15 protein-coding genes are annotated in these 19664 nt (G+C 64.8%); 4 read left to right on the plus strand and 11 right to left on the minus strand.

Going from position 1 to position 19664, the window contains the following annotated elements:
• Positions 1-85 precede the first annotated feature (85 nt).
• Positions 86-1297, plus strand: a complete 1212-nt coding sequence (locus F3J43_RS05620) for a glycosyltransferase family 4 protein (RefSeq protein ID WP_166883822.1) — start codon at positions 86-88, stop codon at positions 1295-1297.
• Here the strand turns inward: F3J43_RS05620 and F3J43_RS05625 are convergent.
• From F3J43_RS05625 to F3J43_RS05635, 3 genes are all read right to left on the minus strand, one after another.
• Positions 1266-2369, minus strand: coding sequence for an NADH:flavin oxidoreductase (locus F3J43_RS05625; protein WP_166883823.1), 1104 nt, complete (start codon positions 2367-2369; stop codon positions 1266-1268). The two genes, F3J43_RS05620 and F3J43_RS05625, sit on opposite strands and share 32 nt — an antisense overlap.
• 160 nt (positions 2370-2529) lie before the next feature.
• A complete protein-coding gene (locus tag F3J43_RS05630) occupies positions 2530-3012 on the minus strand; it encodes a glutathione peroxidase (protein WP_166883824.1) in 483 nt (160 codons plus the stop codon).
• A gap of 144 nt (positions 3013-3156) precedes the next feature.
• Positions 3157-3642 (minus strand): FKBP-type peptidyl-prolyl cis-trans isomerase, encoded by a 486-nt coding sequence (locus F3J43_RS05635; RefSeq protein ID WP_166883825.1) that lies wholly within the window; start codon positions 3640-3642, stop codon positions 3157-3159.
• Between the two features lie 13 nt (positions 3643-3655).
• Here F3J43_RS05635 and F3J43_RS05640 point away from each other — a divergent pair, with 13 nt between their 5' ends.
• Together F3J43_RS05640 and pta are read left to right on the plus strand one after the other, a co-directional pair.
• On the plus strand, positions 3656-3943 hold the full coding sequence (locus F3J43_RS05640) for a DUF3565 domain-containing protein (protein ID WP_205297657.1): 288 nt from the start codon (positions 3656-3658) through the stop codon (positions 3941-3943).
• A gap of 33 nt (positions 3944-3976) precedes the next feature.
• Positions 3977-6067, plus strand: a complete 2091-nt coding sequence (gene pta, locus F3J43_RS05645; protein ID WP_166883827.1) for a phosphate acetyltransferase — start codon at positions 3977-3979, stop codon at positions 6065-6067.
• 149 nt (positions 6068-6216) lie between these two features.
• On the opposite strand, the gene F3J43_RS05650 is transcribed toward pta, so the two are convergent.
• From F3J43_RS05650 to F3J43_RS05685, 8 genes are all read right to left on the minus strand, one after another.
• Positions 6217-6921 carry a YiaD family glycine zipper/OmpA-like lipoprotein gene (locus F3J43_RS05650; protein WP_205297679.1) on the minus strand — a complete coding sequence of 235 codons (705 nt, stop codon included), beginning with the start codon at positions 6919-6921 and terminating at the stop codon, positions 6217-6219.
• Between the two features lie 105 nt (positions 6922-7026).
• Positions 7027-7671, minus strand: a complete 645-nt coding sequence (locus F3J43_RS05655; RefSeq protein WP_166883829.1) for an MBL fold metallo-hydrolase — start codon at positions 7669-7671, stop codon at positions 7027-7029.
• A 51-nt stretch (positions 7672-7722) separates the two neighbouring features.
• Positions 7723-8415 carry a sensor histidine kinase gene (locus F3J43_RS05660; RefSeq protein WP_166883830.1) on the minus strand — a complete coding sequence of 231 codons (693 nt, stop codon included), beginning with the start codon at positions 8413-8415 and terminating at the stop codon, positions 7723-7725.
• Positions 8412-10019: a tetratricopeptide repeat-containing response regulator gene (locus F3J43_RS05665; protein WP_166883831.1), complete on the minus strand. Its 1608-nt coding sequence runs from the start codon at positions 10017-10019 to the stop codon at positions 8412-8414. Before F3J43_RS05665 ends, F3J43_RS05660 begins: the two co-directional genes overlap by 4 nt.
• A 151-nt stretch (positions 10020-10170) precedes the next feature.
• Positions 10171-12885, minus strand: coding sequence for a winged helix-turn-helix domain-containing protein (locus F3J43_RS05670; protein ID WP_166883832.1), 2715 nt, complete (start codon positions 12883-12885; stop codon positions 10171-10173).
• Between the two features lie 253 nt (positions 12886-13138).
• On the minus strand, positions 13139-14503 hold the full coding sequence (locus F3J43_RS05675; RefSeq protein WP_166883833.1) for a DUF1329 domain-containing protein: 1365 nt from the start codon (positions 14501-14503) through the stop codon (positions 13139-13141).
• A gap of 26 nt (positions 14504-14529) precedes the next feature.
• Positions 14530-16452 carry a DUF1302 domain-containing protein gene (locus F3J43_RS05680; RefSeq protein WP_166883834.1) on the minus strand — a complete coding sequence of 641 codons (1923 nt, stop codon included), beginning with the start codon at positions 16450-16452 and terminating at the stop codon, positions 14530-14532.
• A gap of 330 nt (positions 16453-16782) precedes the next feature.
• Positions 16783-18465 (minus strand): fatty acid--CoA ligase, encoded by a 1683-nt coding sequence (locus F3J43_RS05685; protein ID WP_166883835.1) that lies wholly within the window; start codon positions 18463-18465, stop codon positions 16783-16785.
• Between the two features lie 186 nt (positions 18466-18651).
• Between F3J43_RS05685 and F3J43_RS05690 the strand changes: the two genes are divergently transcribed.
• The gene (locus F3J43_RS05690; RefSeq protein ID WP_166883836.1) at positions 18652-19617 is read left to right on the plus strand and encodes a 2-hydroxyacid dehydrogenase; all 966 of its coding nucleotides are present in this window, start codon (positions 18652-18654) and stop codon (positions 19615-19617) included.
• Positions 19618-19664 lie beyond the last annotated feature (47 nt).

The raw sequence follows: 19664 nt of genomic DNA on the forward strand, positions 1-19664 counted from the left end.
GACCGAAAACGCCGGAAATCAGGCGTCATCCGCACGTCACAAACATGTCACATGGGCGCAACCGGGGCGGCGGAAAATTTTTTCCATGAAGACATCGTCCTTGCGCATCACCCTGGTCAGCGAAACCTTTCCACCCGAAATCAACGGCGTGGCCAATACCCTCGGTCGCCTCGGCGAAGGGCTGCGACAGCGGGGCCACCAGGTCGAGCTGGTGCGCCCGCGCCAGGCCATCGACGTGGCTGCGGGCAGCGACGACGAACTGCTGTTGTGCCGGGGCTGGCCATTGCCGGGGTACCCAGGCCTGCAGTGGGGTGAGGTGTCGATGCACAAACTGCTGCGCCGCTGGCGCCGCCAGCGCCCGGACGTGCTCTATATCGCCACCGAGGGGCCGCTGGGCTTGAGCGCCCTGCGCGCCGCCAGGCGCCTGGGCATCGCGGTGGTCAGTGGTTTCCATACCAATTTTCCGCAATATTCCGGGCAATACGGCCTGGGGTGGTTCACCCGCCTGCTCACCCATTACCTGCGTTGGTTCCACCGGCGTACCGCGATCACCCTGGTGCCCAGTGCCAGCCAGCGCCTGGAGCTGGAGCGCCGTGGCTTCGAACGGCTGGGGCTGATGGCCCGTGGCGTGGATGCCGGCCTGTTCAACCCGGCGCGGCGCAACCAGGCATTGCGTGAGCAATGGGGCCTGGGCGTGGACGATATCGCCGTGCTGCATGTGGGACGCCTGGCGGCCGAGAAAAACCTGGCCCTGTTGCGTCCCTGCCTGGAATCCCTGCGCCAACGTTATCCACAGCAGCGTCTGCGCCTGGTGATCGTCGGCGACGGCCCGGCCCGCGCACAGCTCGAGCAGCAACTGCCCGATGCCGTGTTCTGCGGGGCGCAGCGCGGCGAGGTACTGGCCGAGCACTATGCCAGCGGCGACCTGTTCCTGTTCCCCAGCCTCACCGAGACCTTCGGCAATGTGGTGCTCGAAGCCATGGCCTCAGGGCTGGCGGTGGTCGCCTACGACGAGGCCGCCGCCGCCCAGCATATCCGGCATGGCCACAGCGGCGCCCTGGCCATGCCGGGGGACCCGCCAGCGTTCATCGACGCGGCCTGCTGGTTGCTGGAAGAAAGCGAGACCCTGCGCCGGGTGCGCCTGAATGCCCGTCAGCACGCCAGCCGCCAAGGCTGGCCGGCAATCGTCGAGCAGTTCGAAGGTTTTCTGCGTGGCGCTTGCCAGGACCGTGCCTGCGAAGCGCCGGCGCTCGAAACCCTGGCAATCAAGCCAGGCTCATCAGTGCCTCGCGGCTGAACGGCAGCACATCGCCCTCACGTCCCTCGCGCACCTTCTGCGCCCATTGCGCATCCACCAGCAGCGCACGCCCTACCGCCACCAGGTCGAACTCCTCATCCGCCAGGCGGCGCAACAGGCCTTCGAGGCTGGCCGGCCTGGCTACCTTGTCGGTATCGACCATGAACTGCAGGAACTCACCGTCCAGGCCGACGCTGCCTACGGTGATGGTCGGCTTGCCTGTGAGCCGACGGGTCCAACCGGCCAGGTTGAGGTCGCTGCCTTCGAACTCCGGCTCCCAGAAGCGTCGGGTGGAACAGTGGAAGATATCCACACCGGCGTCTGCCAGCGGCTGGAGGAACGCCGCCAGCGCTTCGGGCGTTTCCACCAGGCGAGCGTTGTAGTCCTGCTGCTTCCACTGCGAGAAACGCAGGATGATCGGAAAATCAGGGCCGACCGCGGCACGCACGGCCTGGATCAGCTCGATGGCGAAACGCGAGCGACCGGCCAGGTCGCCGCCATACTCGTCGTCGCGACGGTTGCTGGCCGCCCAGAAGAACTGGTCGATCAGGTAGCCGTGGGCGCCGTGGATCTCCACGCCGTCCATGCCGATGGCCTGGGCATCGCGGGCGGCCTGGACGAAGGCGGCGATCACGTCGCGGATATCGTCGCGACTCATGCCATGGACCACGACCTGGCCGTCCTTCTCCTTGGCGCTCGGACCATGGCCAGGGACGCTGGGGTCAGGCTCGGTGCCCAGGCGGCGCACACTACCCACGTGCCACAGCTGCGGCACGATGCGCCCACCTTCGCCATGCACGGCCTCGACCACCCGTTTCCAGCCGGCCAGCGCGTCCTCGCCATGGAAGCGCGGCACATTGGGGTAGCCATTGGCGGCTTTGTGCCCGACCGTGGTGCCTTCGCTGATGATCAGCCCGACACCAGCGGCGGCGCGGCGCCGGTAATACTCGACCACGCCGTCATGAGGTACGCCACCGGGGCAGAAGGTACGGGTCATCGGTGCCATGACCACCCGCGTCGGCAGGTCAAGGGAGCCAAGGGTGAAGGGCTGGAACAGAAGGTTGCTGGACATGCGGCGCTCTCGACGGGACAAGGAAATGCGCCTGAGCGTAGAGGGAGCCCACGGATGGGCACAGCATCATTGATTGGAGTGATTGAACAGTATCGCGAGGGCTGCAGGGGGCTGCTGCGCAGCCCGTCGCGACACGAGGTCGCTCCTGCAGAGGGCGCTGTCAGGCCAGGGCCTTCTCGATAGCCTGGACCACGCTGGGATCGTCCGGCGCGGTGCGCGGTGCGAAGCGCGCCAGCACACGACCGTCCTTGCCGACCAGGAACTTCTCGAAGTTCCAGGTGATATCGCCGGGGAACTCGGCGCCCTCGCCCGCCAGCAGGCGGTACAACGAATGGCGCTGCGGCCCGTTGACCTCGAGCTTGGCCCCCAACGGGAAGCTGACGCCGTAGTTGAGGTTGCAGAAGTCCTGGATCTCCTGCGCGCTACCTGGCTCCTGGCCGGCGAACTGGTTGCAGGGCAGGCCGAGTACGTTGAAACCCTGGCCCTTGTACTGCTGGTACAGGTTCTCCAGCGCAGCGTATTGCGGTGTCAGGCCACACTTGGAGGCGACATTGACCACCAGCACCACCTGGCCCTTGTACGGTGCGAGGGGCAGGTCCCCGCCGTCCAGCGCCTTCAATGTCAGGTCGTGAAATGCACTCATGTTGTTTCCCCTCTCAGTTCCCGGTTGCCGCAAGGGCGAATTGCGCCCACTAAAAAGGCGCGCGGTCAAACCGTCCACCCTCCCGAAGAGGGCTGGTCCGGCTTGCCCGAGCGCCTGGCGACTCTCTGAGCTTAGCGCAGAAAATCAGTGGTGATGGCCACCTTCACCGTGGATGTGACGGTGAGCGATTTCTTCTTCGCTGGCATCACGCACGTCGACGACCTTGACCTTGAAGTTCAGGCGCTGGCCAGCCAGCGGGTGGTTGCCGTCGACGGTCACGTCGTCGCCGTCGATGTCGCGGATGGTGACGATCTGCATCTGGCCGTCCGGCGCCGAAGCGTGGAACTGCATGCCGACTTCCAGTTGGTCGACACCTTCGAACATCTTGCTGCTCAGGGTGCTGACCAGTTCGGCGGAGTATTCGCCGTAGGCATCTTCCGGTTCGATGGCAACGGTCAGTTCATCACCGGCCTGCTTGCCTTCCAGGGCTTTTTCCAGGCCTGGGATGATGTTGGCGGCACCGTGCAGATAGACCAGCGGCGCACCACCGGCGGAGCTGTCGATGACCTCCCCGGCGTCGTTGGTCAGGGTATAGTCGATGGAGACAGCCTTGTTGGCGGCGATCAGCATGGGGCGGGACCTTTTGCAAAAGAATGTAGAACGCACAAGTGTAACCAACGCACCGCGCGATTGCGAACGCGCGGCGGAGGATGGACGGCCCATCAGTCGGATCAGCGGCTTCCACCAGGACGACGAGGGGCACTGGGTGGTCGAGCTGTCGTGCGGGCACACCCAGCACCTGCGCCACCAACCGCCCTGGCAGGCCAGGCCCTGGGTACTCGACCCTGACGAGCGCGCGCGACGGATTGGCCAGCCCTTCGCCTGTGGCTGGTGCGCCCAGGGTGCGGTTAGCGATACCCTTGGCCGCTGAATTTTCTTGCACCGCTTATTTCGAGAAGCACGCATGCAGACATTTTTCATCGCGCCGACCGACTTCGGTGTCGGCCTGACCTCCATCAGCCTCGGGCTGATCCGCACCCTGGAACGCGCCGGCCTGAAGGTCGGCTTCTTCAAGCCGATCGCCCAGCCGCATCCCGGTGACACCGGCCCCGAACGCTCCAGCGAACTGGTGGCGCGCACCCATGGCATCAAGCCACCGACGCCGCTGAGCCTGGGCCAGGTCGAACGCATGCTCGGCGACGGCCAACTGGACGAACTGCTCGAAGAAATCATCCGCCTCTACCAACAGGCCTGCATCGGCAAGGACGTGGTGGTGGTCGAAGGCATGGTGCCGACCCGCCACGCCAGCTACGCGGCGCGGGTCAACCTGCACCTGGCCAAGAGCCTGGATGCCGAGGTGATCCTGGTATCGGCTGCGGAAAACGAAGCGCTCGCCGAGCTGTCCGACCGCGTCGAGCTGCAGGCCCAGCTGTACGGTGGGCCACGCGATCCGAAAGTGCTGGGGGTGATCCTCAACAAGGTGCGCGCCGACGAGCCCATGGCCGATTTCGCCATACGCCTGCGCGAACACTCGCCACTGCTGCGTGGCAATGACTTCCGCCTGCTCGGCTGCATCCCCTACCAGCCTGACCTCAACGCGCCGCGCACCCGCGACGTGGCCGAACTGCTCGGCGCCCAGGTGCTCAACGCCGGCGACTATGAACAGCGGCGCATGAACAAGATCATCATCTGCGCGCGCACCGTGGCCAACACCGTGCCGCTGCTCACTTCCGGCACCCTGGTGGTGACCCCCGGCGATCGCGACGACATCATCCTCGCCGTGAGCCTGGCGGCAATCAACGGCGTACCGCTGGCCGGCCTGCTGCTGACCAGCGACAGCAAGCCCGACCCACGCATCCTCGAACTATGCCGTGGCGCGCTGCAGGCTGGCCTGCCGATCCTGTCGGTCAGCACCGGCTCCTACGACACCGCCAACCAGCTCAACTCGTTGAACCGCGAGATCCCGGTGGACGACCGCGAACGGGCCGAGTTCATCACCGACTTCGTCGCCAGCCATCTCGACGCCGCCTGGCTGCATCAGCGCTGTGGCACGCCACGGGAACTGCGCCTGTCGCCGGCGGTGTTCCGCTACCAGCTGATCCAGCGCGCCCAGCAGGCCAACAAGCGCATCGTCCTGCCCGAAGGCGCGCAACCCTTGCTGGTGCAGGCCGCCGCCCTGTGCCAGGCGCGAGGGATCGCCCGCTGCGTGCTGCTGGCCAAGCCCGAGGAGGTCGAGGCTGTAGCCCGCGCCCAGGGCATCAGCCTGCCGCCGGATCTCGAAGTGCTCGACCCCGAGATCATCCGTGGCCGCTACGTCGAACCCATGGTCGAGTTGCGCCGCAGCAAGAATCTCAATGCGCCGATGGCCGAACAGCAACTGGAAGACCCGGTGGTGATCGCCACCGTGATGCTCGCCCTCGGCGAAGTCGACGGCCTGGTCTCGGGGCTGGTGCACTCGACCGCCAACACCATTCGGCCGGCCTTGCAGTTGATCAAGACCGCGCCCGGCAGCAGCCTGGTGTCCTCGGTGTTCTTCATGCTGTTCCCCGACCAGGTGCTGGTCTACGGCGACTGCGTGATGAACCCTCATCCCAGCGCTGCGGAACTGGCGGAAATCGCCCGGCAGAGCGCCGAGTCGGCCGAAGCGTTCGGCATTGCGCCACGGGTGGCGATGCTCAGCTACTCCAGTGACTCGAGCGCCAGCGACGAGGAAGTGGAAAAGGTTCGCGAGGCCACGCGCCTGGCCCAGCAGGCCGAACACGCCTTGCTGATCGACGGGCCGTTGCAGTACGACGCCGCCGCCAACCCGGAGATCGCCCGCCAGCTGGCGCCGTCGAGCCCGGTGGCCGGACGCGCCACGGTGTTCGTGTTCCCCGACCTGAACACCGGCAACACCACCCACAAGGCCGTCCAGCGCAGCGCCGACTGCGTCAGCCTGGGGCCGATGCTGCAAGGCCTGCGCAAGCCGGTCAACGACCTGCCGCGCGGCGCGCAGGTGGACGATATCGTCCACACCATCGCCCTGACCGCGATCCAGGCCAGCCACGTGCACTGAGCCCTGCACGAACAGTCTTGTGGGAACGGGCTTGCCCCGCGATGGATGGGCCTGCTTCTCGTACAAGCCCTGGAACGCAACGCGGGGCAGGCCGCTCCCCCGTTGATCGGTGGAAGCGGCCTGCCCCGCGTCGATTTCAGCCCCGTGGGTTACGGATACTGCTGCACGGTGCCTTGCTGGTCATACTGCTGACCCGGGATCGGCTTGAGGTTGACCTCCACCCGGCGGTTCTGCGCACGGCCGTTGGCGTCGGCGTTGCTGGCGATCGGCTGGTCAGGGCCCAGGCCACGCACGCTGACGCGCGATGGATCAACGCCCTGCGAGGTCAGGTAGGTGCTCACCGCCTGGGCGCGGCGCTGCGACAGGTCCATGTTGTGCTGGCGGCTGCCAGTGCTGTCGGTGAAGCCGACCACTTCGATGGTGTTCTGGTTGAACTGCTTGAACGAACCGGCCAGGTTGTTCAGCGGTGCATAGAAGCTTGGGGAGATGTTCGCCGAGTCGGTGGCGAAGGTGATGTTGCCTGGCATGATCAGCTTGATCTGGTCGCCCTGGCGCTGAACCTCGACCCCGGTGTTGGCCATCTTGGCACGCAGTTCGGCTTCCTGCTTGTCGGCGTAGTAGCCATAGCCTGCGGCGGCGGCGCCCACAGCGGCGGCGCCGATCAACGCACCCTTGCCGCGGTTGTTGTGGTCGATGGCAGCACCGGCGATGGCGCCGGCCAGCGCACCCAGGCCGCCGTACTTGGCGGTCTTGCTCATCCCGCCGGAATCCTGCGCCTGGCCATCATACGGGTTGGGGCTGGCACAGCCGGACATCAGCGCGGCGGCGGTTGCGACGATAATCAGACGACGCATGGTGAACATGGACAAGCTCCTACTGAAATTTCATAAGTGCTGCAGATCATATGCGGATCTGCGTCCGAGTTGGATTGCAAGGAACCGGAAAGATTCCATGAAACTTCAGGCACGCACGAAAGGATTCTCGCGCATCTCCTCGCCGAGGCGGGTTTCCGGGCCATGTCCGGTCACCACGACAGCCTCTTCATCCAGCCGGTACAGCCGCTCCTTGATGGAACGAACGATAGCTCGCTGATCGCCCCCCCACAAATCGGTACGGCCGACACCCCGGCGGAACAGGGTGTCACCAGCGATCAACAGCTTGTGCTCGGCAAACCAGAAGCTCATCGATCCCGGGCTGTGCCCCGGGGTGTGCAGCGCCACGCCGCAGCCACAGGCCAGCTCCTCGTCATCGTTCAACCAACGGTCCGGCGCCGGTACCGGCGCATAAGGCATGCCGAACATCTGGCACTGCATCTCCAGGTTGTCCCACAGCGGCTGGTCATCCTTGTGCAGGTGCAAGGTCGCGCCGGTCAGCTCTTTGAGCCGGCCTGAGGCGAGGAAATGATCGAAATGGGCATGGGTGTGGATGATGCTCACCAGGGTCAGGCCATGGTGTTGCAAACGGGCGAGGATCTTCTGCTCGTCGCCACCCGGATCGACGACGATCGCCTTCTTGCTCAGCGGATCGCCGATCAGCGTGCAGTTGCATTGCAGGGGGCCGACGGGAAAGGTTTCGCGGATAAGGGCGGTGGACGGTGGGTTCATCTTGAGGCTCGAGTGAATGCGTACCCGCCCATCAGACCATTACCCGCCCGTTCAAGGAAGATACAAACGGAACAACCCGCCACCCAGTGCCCCGCCATTGGCGATCTCGATGCGTCCGCGCACGCCATTGCGCTCGTGCAGCGCGGCGATCCGCGCGGCGAAGTACAGACCCAGCCCGGTGCTGCCGCTCTGCTGGTCGATCCCCTGCACGTAGTCGTTCTGGCGCTCGAGCATGCGCTGTGGATAACCGGCGCCATCATCGTTGACACTGATGACCAACTGCTCGCCCTGCTCCTCGATGCTGATCAGCAAGGCATGGCCGGCATAGCGGATGGCATTGGTGAGCACGTTGGCGACCACCGAGGCGACCAGCTCACGGTCGAAGAATCCCAGCGGGCTTTCGGTTTCGATCCGCCAGGTGGCGAGGATGTCGCGGTGCTTGATCACCTCTTCCTGAGCCGCGAGCTGGGCTTCGATGAAGTCGTCCAGTTCATGGTAGTCGGGGCAGATCGGCAATTGGTTGACGCCCAGTTTGTACAGGCCCAGCAATTGCACCAGCATGCCGTTCAGATGGCTGAGCTCGTGCTCCATCACCCCTTGTTCGGTACCGACGCGCCACTCTTCGGGCAGGCGCGCCAGCCACTGGTTGTGGGCCTGGATCAGGGCCGACAGGGAGTTCTTCAGGTCGTGCACGGTGGAGGCGATCACCGTGGAGAAATCCAGCCCCTGGTTGTCCTGATTCATGCGCCAAAGACCCGGATGTGCAGTTTGCGGTAACGGTCGTAGCGACTGTCGCTGGCGGGAATACCGGCCACGCTGGTGAGGCAGTTGCGACATTCCTGCATGACCTCTGCCGAGGGCGTCTCGCCGCCGATGCGCAACAGCGCCTGGGCGGTATTCAAGGCGATGCTGATGTTCTTCGGCTGCAGCGACAGTGCCTTGCGGAACATGCCCAGCGCCTCGTTGAGCTGGCCGCCCTGATAGCTGCGCACGCCCTGGCGATTGAGGTCCACCGCCTCGGTCACGGCGCCGAGCACGGCAGGGTCGTCGGTCAGCTTGGCCACGCTCTGCATGACCTTGGGGTCGTCGCCGTAGGTTTCCACGCAGCCCTTGAGGATCGAAGTACCCGCCGCGTCCTGGCCGAGCATCTGCAACTGCTTGGCCACGGTCAGCGCCGCCTCGACCGAGAAGAACTGCTCCATCTTTTCCAGGCGTTGCATGGCCTGCTCGGTCAGCTTGGCCGCCGTGTCGGGATCGCCGGCCTGCTGCAGGCTGGCGGCCTTCATCAGGCGGGCCCGGACCTGCAGTCCCTGGTCGTCGACGTTCTCCTTGGCCACTTCACTGAGCACCGCGTTGATCTCGACCCGGGTGCGGGCATCGAGGCCATTGCCGGTGTTCTTGTTCATCAGCGCCTGGGCCAGGCCGAGGTTGCTTTCGGCATCCTTGTAGCGTGAGCTCTGCCCCTGGTTCACCGCATGGCGATAAGCCTTGGAAGCACTTTCGAAATCGGCATTGTCCAGGGCCAGCTTGCCCAGCGCCGCCTGGCGGCGCACAGCCAGTGGCGACAGGCGCACGGCTTCTTCGAGCATGTGCTGGGCACGGCGGTTTTCCCCCTGGGCCACCAGCACCTCGGCCATGCCATCGTACAGGTTGGGCATGATCGGAAACGCCTTGAGCGCCTGCTCGTAGACGCCCTGGGCCTGGGCGTTCTGGCCACGCTTGTGCAACAGGCTGCCAAGCGCGGCATAGACCCACGGCTGCGGACGGCTGGCGAGGATGTTCTTGAGAAACTTCTCCAATTCGTCGAAACGATTGAGGTCGCGCAAGGCATCGGCGCGGTAGCGCAGGCACAGGGGCGCAAAGCGCGGGTCTTTCTTGCACAGCTCGGCACAAGCCGCGAGCACCTCGGCCGGACGGCCACGATCGAGGGCCTGCAGGATAGGCTTGAGCAGTGTCTTGCGCTGCACCAGTTTTTCCAGGCGCTGGGCCAGGCCGACCCGGTTGAACGGTTTGGTCAGGTAGGCGTCGGGCTCATGCTCGATGGCGCTGAGGACGATTGCCTGGCTGCTCTCGGCCGTGACCATGATGAACACGCACTCATGGCTGATCAGCTTGTCGATGATCAGGTCTTCGAGCACCTGCTGGCCGTTCTTCTTGCCGTCACCCAGGTGGAAGTCCTGAAGGATGAAGTCGTAACGCTTCTGCCCACACATACGCAGGGCCTGCTCGCCACTGTCGGCGGTGTCCACGTCACGCACGCCCAGTTCACGGAGCATGGAGCGGGTCGACGTCCGGAAGTCGGTGAAGTCGTCGACGATCAGAAAGCTTTTTTGCCCGTACTGCAGCATCAACACGACCTGTATTGGAAGAAGAGGGAGAGTGGCGCGTGGCGATGCAAACCGCCGAAATGTGTATCGGCAGCGGGTCGGGAAAGATGAGCCCGGATAAACGGCGCCTTGGCAATAGCCAAAGGCCACTATCTTAGCGCCCCGTCATGCCTCAGGCCAGCAAGCCCAGGGACTTGGCCCTGGCCACGGCCTGGGTGCGGCGCTCGACGCCGAGCTTGCTGTTGATATGGCTGGCGTGGGTCTTGACCGTGTGCAGGGAAATGAACAGGCGCTCGCTGATCTGCTGGTTCGAACAGCCCTGAGCGATCAGTTCCAGTACCGCCAGCTCACGGCCACTCAATGCCTCGGTGCTGGCCCCTGGCGTGGCCGGTATCTCTGGCAGGAGCGCCAGCAGTTCGGCATGCACTGGGCAGGCGGCGCGTACGCCCAGTTGCTCGCGCAGCCAGTGCGGCTGCTCGCCGATCAAGCGCTGGAACGCCTGCAACGCGCCGCCTTGGGCAGCCTCGAGCGCCTGCCCCAGCAACCGGACGGCCTGCGCCTCCTGCCCTTCGGCCAGCAGCAAGGCGATCAACTGGCACAGTGCGCTCACCACCAGGGTCATGCCGCCACTGGCCTGACCGCGCTCGACCAGTGCATACAAGCGTGACTCGGCATCCTTTGCCCGCGCCAGTACCCGCTCGAGCAGGGCCTGTTGCAGTTCGATATGCAACGGCAGCAAGGGATGGAATTCCGGCGCCGCCGCAGGTTGCTCGCCGCCATAGGTCTGCCCCAGGCGCAACAGCCAGGACTCGGCCAGGTCGGTACGCCCCTGGGCCAGCCACAGCTCGCATTTCACCAGGGTGATCATGGCCAGGTAGAAGATCGGCGGTACATCCCAGATATGCATCAGCCGCTCGACCTCGGCCAGTTCGGCGAACGCTTCGGCAAAGCGCCCCTCGCGCCCGTCGAGCGAAGCGATCACGCAGTGCCCGATCAACACACTGATGTCGCGACAGCTGCGCGCCTCGCTCAGGCCTGCACGCAAGCGGGTGCGCCCCAAGGTGGGTTGCAGGCTGGCGACCAGCAGATAGCCCTCGTAGAGGGTCAAGCGTGCGCGCACGGCATACAGCCGTTGGCTCGACAGCCCCTGAAGGCGCTGCAACCCCTGGCGTACCTCGTCCAGCGCTCTGAACACTTCGCCGCGGGCATGCAGCACCCTGGCCCGATCGTAATGCGCCAGGGCTTCGAACAACGGGTTGCCGACGCGCTGGGCCAACTCCAGGGCCTCGCGGTTCCAGCCGCGCGCGCGCCAGAAATCGCCATCGGCGATGGCCAGGTTCGACAAGGTCGACAGGCACACCAGGCGCTGCCCGTAGCGCTTGCATGGCAGGCTCTGCAGCGCCTCGCTGCAGTAGGCCAGCGTACGCTCCCGGTCGCCCCGGCCACGGGCGATGACACCACTGAGCGCGAGCCACTGGGCCAGCATCGACTTCTGCGCGGTGGCCGAGGGCGCCGGCAGGAAACGGCTCAGGTGCGACGCCAGTTCCTCGGCGGCGTCCAGCTGGCAGGCCAGGCCCAGCGCCCAGCTATACAGGACGATCAGTCGCGGCGTGCTGATCAGCAGGCTGTCGGGCAAGTCCATTTTCCAGCGCAGCAGCATGCCGACGTTCTGCTCGGCCAACAATTGTTCTTCCGACAGGCTTTGTACCAGGTCGGCCGCGACATCCAGATGGCCCGCGCGCAAGGCCTGTTCCACCGCCTCGTCCAGCAGGCCCTGCCCTTCGAACCAACGGCAGGCCCGCAAGTGCAGATCGGCCAGAGCCCCGGCCTGGCGGCTGCGCAACAGGTCGGAGAACAGGTGGTGATAGCGGAACCAGCGCCCATGTTCGTCCAACGGCACCAGGAACACCTGGTGGGCCTGCAGGTAACGCAGGACCTCGGCGCTGTCCTGGCGTTCTCGCAAGGCATCGCACAGTTCGGCGCAGAAACGCTCCTGGCAGGCGGTGTCGTAAAGGAAGGCCTGCACCGGCGCCGGCAGGATGTCGATGACCTCTTCGAGCAGGTAGTCACGGATCAGCCCCTCGCCGCCGTGCAACGCCTGGGGCAAAGCATGCTCGTCACCCGACTCGCTGGCGGCCAGCTGCCAGAAGCGCAGGCCAGCGACCCAGCCATCGCTACGCTGGATCAGGTTGTCGAGGGCCTGACCCCTGAGCCCCGCAGGCTGGCGACCGACCACCGCAAGGGCTTCGTCGGGGGTCAGGCGCAGGTCCTGCTCATTGAGTTCGGTCAGCTGACGGGACAGGCGCAGCCGCGCCAGGTGCCAGTCCGGCCGCTGGCGACTGGTCACCAGCAGCAGCAGGCCCGGCGGCAGATGATTGAGGAAGAACTGCAGGCAACGATCGAGGACCGGTCCTTGCGCGAGGTGGTAGTCATCCAGCACCAGCAATACGGGCGTGTCGGGCTGCAGATAGAGCGCGAGCTCGTCGAGCAGGCCATCGAGCCACTCCTCATAGGCGAAGGGCTGATGGCGCTGACGCATTTTCAGCAACCCCAGCGCCTGGCCACCAAGGGCCGGGCAGAATTGCTGAAGGCCTTCGAGCAAGCGCTCGAGGAAACGGCCAGGATCCGCATCACGCTGGCTCAACCCCAGCCAGAGACTACGCCAGTGGCTGGGCAGCTCCTGGCAGAATTCGATGGCAAGCGAACTCTTGCCAAACCCTGCCGGCGCATTCACCAGCAGCAACCTCCCCGGCAGTCCTGCCAGCAGGCGCTGGCACAGGCGAGCCCTGGGAACGTGGGCGTCAGGCAGGGGTGGCCGGAAGAAACGCCCGTCCAGCAAGCCCAAGGCCTGGCTGGCGACTCCATGCGTACGGGACAGGTCTGTCATGGCCGGCTCGTTCTGATTGGAAGTTTTGCGGCGGTACGGATTGTTGCGAGACTAGCGGCAAACGCTACGCATTTGAAGATGATGTCCGCGCTTTGCGCAAAAAGACTACGACAAAAAGAAACAACGCCGACGAGCATCAACCATACGGATAGGTCGATATCACCCAGTCCGCCAGAAGAATAACCGCCTGAACAGAAACGCCCCGGCAAGCCGGGGCGTTCTGGGGGATCACACGGAGTGGACGTTGCTCAGCTCAACGAACGCCAGTCTGGCGCAAGGCTGCCGGCTGGAACTCGGCCTTGCTGGCGCTGAAGCCAAAGTTGTAGGCGCTCTTTTCTTCGTTCTTCATGCCCAGTGCCAGGTAGCGCCCCGACTGCAGGTCGTAGATCGCTTCAAGGGTGTACCACGGCACCTGCACGTTGTAGTACGGCTGGGCGTGAGCCTCGGACACGCGCCACAGCTGGTTGCGACCGTCGTACTGATCGATCACTGCGGCTTGCCAGGTGTCCTCGTCGATATAGAAGTCACGCTTGGCGTAGATGTGCCGCTGACCGGGCTTGAGCGTCGCGACCACGTGCCAGACACGGCGCAGTTCGTATCGGGTCAGGTCCTGGTTGATGTGGCCGGCCTTGATGATGTCGGCGTACTTGAGTTTCGGATCGTCGAGCTTGTAGGCGTTGGAGGCGATGTACATCTCCTTCTTGCCTTCGAGCTTCCAGTCATAGCGATCCGGAGCGCCGTTGTACATGTCGAGGTTGTCGGAGGTACGCAGGCCATCGGCGGCAGTACCCGGGCCATCGTAGGACACTTGTGGCGCCTGGCGCACGCGGCGCTGGCCGGCGTTGTAGATCCACGCCTTGCGCGGCTCCTTGACCTGGTCGAGGGTTTCGTGGACCAGCAGGACGGTACCGGCCAGGCGCGCCGGGGCGGTCACTTCCTGCTTGAAATAGAACAGGATGTTGCCCGGATTGCTCGGGTCGTAGTCCTTCATCTTGTCGCGGAAGACGAACTGGTCCTGGAAGTACACCAGGCTGTACGAGCCGTTCTGCTGCGGGGTGGCCTGGGTCACCAGGCGGGTCACGCTGCCGCCACGGTAGCGGGTGATGTGGTTCCAGATCACTTCCAGACCGTCCTTGGGAATCGGGAACGGAATGGCCGTGCGGAAGTTCTCCAGGCCGTTGCCACCGGCGACCAGCGTGGTCTTGGTGGCGTTTTCCCTGATCGCGGCAAAGACGTCGTCCGGCACGGTGGCGCCGCGGTGGGTCTTGTACACCGGGAGTTTGTAGCTGTCCGGATAGCGCTTGAGCATCGCCAGCTGACCCGGCGAGAGCTTGTCCTTGTACTGCTCGGCGTTTTGCGCGGTGATGGTGAACAGTGGTTTCTCGCTGCCGTAGGGATCGGACAGGAAACCCTTGCTGTCGACGCTGCCGGCAGACTTCGACAGCGGCTCCCACGGCCCGATCGAGCCATCGGCGTTGCCAGCCTTCTCCGCGCCCATCGGCGTCAGGGTCGAGCCCAGCTTGGCCGCCTGGTCGGCGGAAACCGCCGCCATGACGCTGGTCGCCAGCAGGGACATGCCCAGTACACCGGCTTGCAGCAGACGTGAGGTCATTTTCATTCTGTTGTCGTCCTGGATCTGAGTGCTTAGAAGTTCACGCCGAAGCTGAGGGCGACGAAGTCGCGATCATCCACGGTGGTGTACTTGCCGTCGAAGAAGTTGGTGTACGACAGGCTCGCCGTGTAGGTGTTCTGGTACTCGGCATCCAGGCCCAGGCTGATCGCCTTGCGGCCTTCCTCGAAGTTGCCACCGGGGCCCGGCGAGTAACCGGAGACGTCGTGGGACCAGGCCACGCTCGGGCGCAGGTTCACGCCGGCGAAGACGTTGTTGTAGTCCCAGATGGCCCGAACGCGATAACCCCAGGAGTCGGTGGTGGTGAAGCCGTCGTTCTCGCAGTAACGGGAAAGGTTGTTCTGATCGACACCCGCCAGGGTGGTGGCGTTGAGGGTCTGGCAATTGCCATTGGGCAGCGGCCCCGGACCATAGACCGGATCACGCCCGTAGCGCGCCTTGGAACTGCTTTCCAGCCCACCCACGTGCGTCCAGCCCACCTCGCCCACCATGGTCAGGCGCTCGGCACCCATCACCTGGTCGAAGAAGTGGGTGAAGGTGGTCTGCAGCTGGGTAATTTCCTTGCGCCGGTAGCCGGGCTGGTCAGTGTCCGGGGTGCCCTTCAGGACCGACGTATTGGGATCGAGCGGCGTCAGGCCCGAATACAGGATATCGGTGGTATTCAACTGCACCGGGGCGTTCGGCCGGTAGCTGATCTCGCCGCTCCAGGCCGTGCCGGTAGGCAGGGTGGTGGAGAAACTCAGGCCATACAGGCGAATATCCTCGGGATACTCCACGTAGTAGCTGGAGTTGCCCGCCACATACAACGGCATGAGCTGCTTGAGCAGGGCAGGACTGATCGCGCCACCCGGCACACCCGCCCTGGCAAGGGCTGTAGCGAGGTTGGTGGGGTTGTAGAACCGGGCATTGGCACCGCGGCCACTGAAGATCGGCGCACGGCTGTGATAGTTCATGAAGTAGCCACCGAACTCGGTGTTCAGCGGTTCGTACATGTAGCGCAAGGCCACCCCGAACTGGCCACTGTCCCGGGCATCGCGATCGGCGCCGCGGCGCACGATCACGCCTTCGTCAGGCGAGCCCCAGCTCACCCCCTGGCTGGTCAGTGCCCGCATGGTCGGCGCGGCGATCGGCCCCAGCCGTCCCGCGACAGCCGACTGCTTGGCGAGCACCGCCAGGTTGTTGTTGCAACCGTCGGCGATCACGTCAGGTTGCGAGAAGAAGGTACCGCAGTTGTCGACGACGGTCTGGTCCCACTCAAGCTGGTAGAACCCCTCTGCCGTCAGGTTGTCGGTCAGGCTCTGCGACAGGTAGAACATGTTGACGGGGATCAGGCCTTCCTTGATCTCCGCACCCGGGCGACGGAACGCCGACACGTCGATGGGGTTGATGGCGTTGATGCCGCCACCGATGAAGGTACTTTCACCCCAGCTCACCACCTGCTTGCCCAGGCGCACGGTGCCGGGCAGGTCGCTGATCGAGTAGTTGTGGTAGACGAAGGCATCGAGCAGTTCGGCGCCCGAGGACTTCGCGCCCTCCTTGCGTCCCGAATCGCTGATGTCCTTGAACGGGCGGTGTTCATCCTTGAGCTCGAAGTCATACCAGTACTTGCCGCGCACGAATACGCCGGTATCTCCGTACTTGAGTTCGAGGTCATGGATGCCCTTGAAGATCTTCGAGAAGGTCTCGCCTTTCTTGAAGTTCAGGTGGCCATCGTCGGAGGTCTGCGACAACCCTCTGCCGCCGTTGTTGGCACCGATGAGGTTCTTGTTGGGATTGGCCGTCGACCAGCTGGCGCCAACGGAGAGCGACGAGTCGAACTGGCCTTCGATTTCCCCGATATTGAAGCTGACAGCGAAAGCAGGACTTGCGAGCGTAGAAGCGAGGCTGACGGCCAGGGGCAGTCGTGCCCGGCGCCAGAACGGGTTTGCAGATGTCATCGACGCTACTCCATGTACTTTATTGTTATGGCAGTGAGTCCTTCCAGAAACGGCCCGGGCACTCGGCGAAGCAGGCCCCTGCCCAGGACATCGCCCTTGACGTGCGACGCCCTCCCCCATTCCTGAAAATTCCCTGGCCCGACTATAGCCACCGGTCACAGGTGCTTGATCCCTCGAAAGTGTGATTTATGCCAGGCACCGGCGACGGGCCCCTGGTGGCGGGCCTGAATCCGAGGCCGTCGGGAAGCATGGCCTATATTTTTTCTTTTACAAGGCACGGATGGCTCTAGCTTGCGGGCCGAGCACATCTGCGCCCGGCCCTGGAAAAGGCTAGAGAGTGGAGAGGAAGCCGCTACCACTGGCCTGCCATTGGCTGATGTCCAGGCGGATGCGCTTCTTGTCGAGCTTGCCGACACTGGTCTTGGGAATTTCAGTAACAATGGCGATCTGGCTGGGAATCGCCCACTTGTTGATGTGTCCTTGCTCGACGAAGGGCTTGAGATGCTCCTTCAAGATGCGGGCGTCGATGGCCTGTCCCTCCCGCACCACCAGCAACGCGAACGGACGCTCGCCCCATTGCGGATCAGGCACGCCGACCACCGCGACCTCGCGCACCGCCGGGTGACGACTGACCAGGTCCTCCAGATCGAGCGAGGAGATCCATTCGCCTCCGGTCTTGATCACATCCTTGATCCGGTCGCGGATGTCGATGAAGCCCATGCCGTCCAGGGTCGCGACGTCACCGGTATGCAACCAGCCACCCTGCCACAGCTCCTCGCTCTTTTCCGGCTCATTGAAGTAGCCCATGGTCAACCAGGGCGCGCGCAACACCAGCTCGCCCTGGGTTTCGCCATCGGCCGGCAGGAAGCGGCCATTGCCATCGACGATGGCGGCCTCGACCAGCGGCACGGGCACGCCGGCCTTGATCCGGTAGCTGATGCGCTCGTCCTCGCTGCCGGCCTGCAGCTCATCGTTCAGGTGCGCGGCGCTGATCAACGGGCAGGTCTCGGACATGCCGTAGGCGGCCGTGAGCTGCACGCCACGGGCCAGCGCCGCCTCGTACAGCGCGCGGTTGAGCGCGCTGCCGCCGATGATGATCTTCCAGCCGCCGAAATCCTGGCCGGCGGCCGTCGGGCAGTTGAGCAGCATCTGCAGGATGGTCGGCACGCAATGGGAGAAGGTCACCTTCTCCTCGCGCCACAGGCGGATCAGCATGTCCGGCTCGTAACGCCCCGGGTAGACCTGCTTGATCCCCATCATGGTCGCCGCGTAGGGGATCCCCCAGGCATGCACGTGGAACATGGGCGTGATCGGCATGTAGACATCATTGCTGCTGAGCAACCTGACGCTGTCCAGGCTGCCGAGCACCGAGGTTTCGGCCAGGGTGTGCAGCACCAGCTGGCGATGGGTGAAGTACACGCCCTTGGGGTTGCCGGTGGTCCCCGTGGTGTAGAAGGTGGTGGCCACCGAGTTCTCGTCGAAGTCGGGAAAGTCGTAGTGCGCACTGGCCGCTGCCAGCAACTGTTCATACTCGCCGATCAGGCCGGGCAATTCGGCGGTTTTTTCCGCGCCGTCGGTCAGCAGCAGCGTGCCTTGCACCGTGCTCAGCTGCCCGGCAATCGCCTGGTAGAGCCCGACGAAGTCGCTGTTGACCAGCACGAAGCGGTCCTCGGCGTGGTTCATGGTGTAGAGGATCTGCTCGGGAGACAGGCGCACGTTGATGGTGTGTACCACCGCGCCGATCATCGGGATGGCGAACATGCACTCCAGGTAGCGGTGGCTGTCCCAGTCCATCACCGCCACCGTGTCGCCCGCCTTGACCCCGGCGGCGGTGAGCACGTTGGCCAGGCGGGCGATGCGCTCGACCAGTTGCGGGTAGCTGAGGCGGATCTGGTCGCGATAGACGATCTCGCGGGTCTTCTCGTAGCGGCTGCCGGACATCAGCAGGCGCTTGATCAGCAGCGGGTATTGGTAGGCGCCCTCGGCGGGCTTGATGATGCGCGTCTGCAGCATGGGTATCCCTTTTCTTCAAAGCGGGCAGGACAGTTCAGGCATCCACTGTAGTTCGGTGACGCACCGGTCAAATCAGCCGAAGGAATGATTTGACCGGCCAAGGTATGAGCGCGGCCACCGCCGTTGACGAGCGGCGCCCCTGGAACGGACACTGCGCCGACGCCCAGCCCCTCACCGGAGTCCCTGATGCCCAGCCCACGTCGTGCCGTGTTCCTCGATCACCAGTCCCTGGACCTGGGGGATCTCGACCTCTCGCCGTTGCGCGATCAGTTCGACGAACTGCAGCTATACCCTGCCACCGCGCCCGAGCAGGTTGCCGAGCGGCTACGGGGCGCCGTCGCGGTGGTCAGCAACAAGGTGATGCTCGACGCCGCGGCGCTGGCCGCCAACCCGCAGCTCAAGCTGATTCTGGTGGCCGCCACCGGCACCAACAATGTCGACCTGGCCGCTGCCCGCGCGCAGGGCATCACCGTGTGCAATTGCCAGGGCTACGGCACACCCTCGGTGGCCCAGCACACCTTGGCCCTGCTGCTGGCCCTGGCCACCCGGCTGTGCGACTACAACCAGGCGGTGGCTGCCGGCCAATGGGCCAAGGCCAGCCAGTTCTGTCTGCTGGACTTCCCCATCGTCGAGCTGGAGGGCAAGACTCTCGGGCTCCTCGGCCACGGTGAACTCGGCGGCGCGGTGGCCCGGCTGGCCGAGGCGTTCGGCATGCGCGTGCTGAGCGGGCAGATTCCTGGTCGCCCGCCTCGCGCCGAGCGCCTGCCACTGGAGGAACTGCTGCCCCAGGTCGACGCACTGACCCTGCACTGCCCACTCAACGAGCAGACCCGGCACATGCTCGGCGCTCGCGAACTGGCCCTGCTCAAGCCTGGCGCACTGGTGGTCAACACCGCCCGTGGCGGCCTGATCGACGAGCAGGCGCTGGCCGACGCCCTGCGTAGCGGCCACCTGGGCGGTGTGGCCACCGACGTGCTCAGCGTCGAGCCCCCCGTGGGTGGCAACCCGCTGCTGGCGGCGGACATTCCCCGCCTGGTCATCACCCCGCACAGCGCCTGGGGCGCGGTGGAGTCGCGCCAGCGCATCGTCGGCCAGCTCGGCGAAAACGCCCAGGCCTGGTTCGCCGGCCAGCCACGGCGAGTGGTCGGCTGATCCAGCGAAGCCTCTGGTACACTGCGCCACTTTTTTCAGGAGGCGTC

It is taken from the genome of Pantoea sp. Cy-639 (genome assembly GCF_011752525.1).
GTDB lineage: Bacteria > Pseudomonadota > Gammaproteobacteria > Pseudomonadales > Pseudomonadaceae > Aquipseudomonas.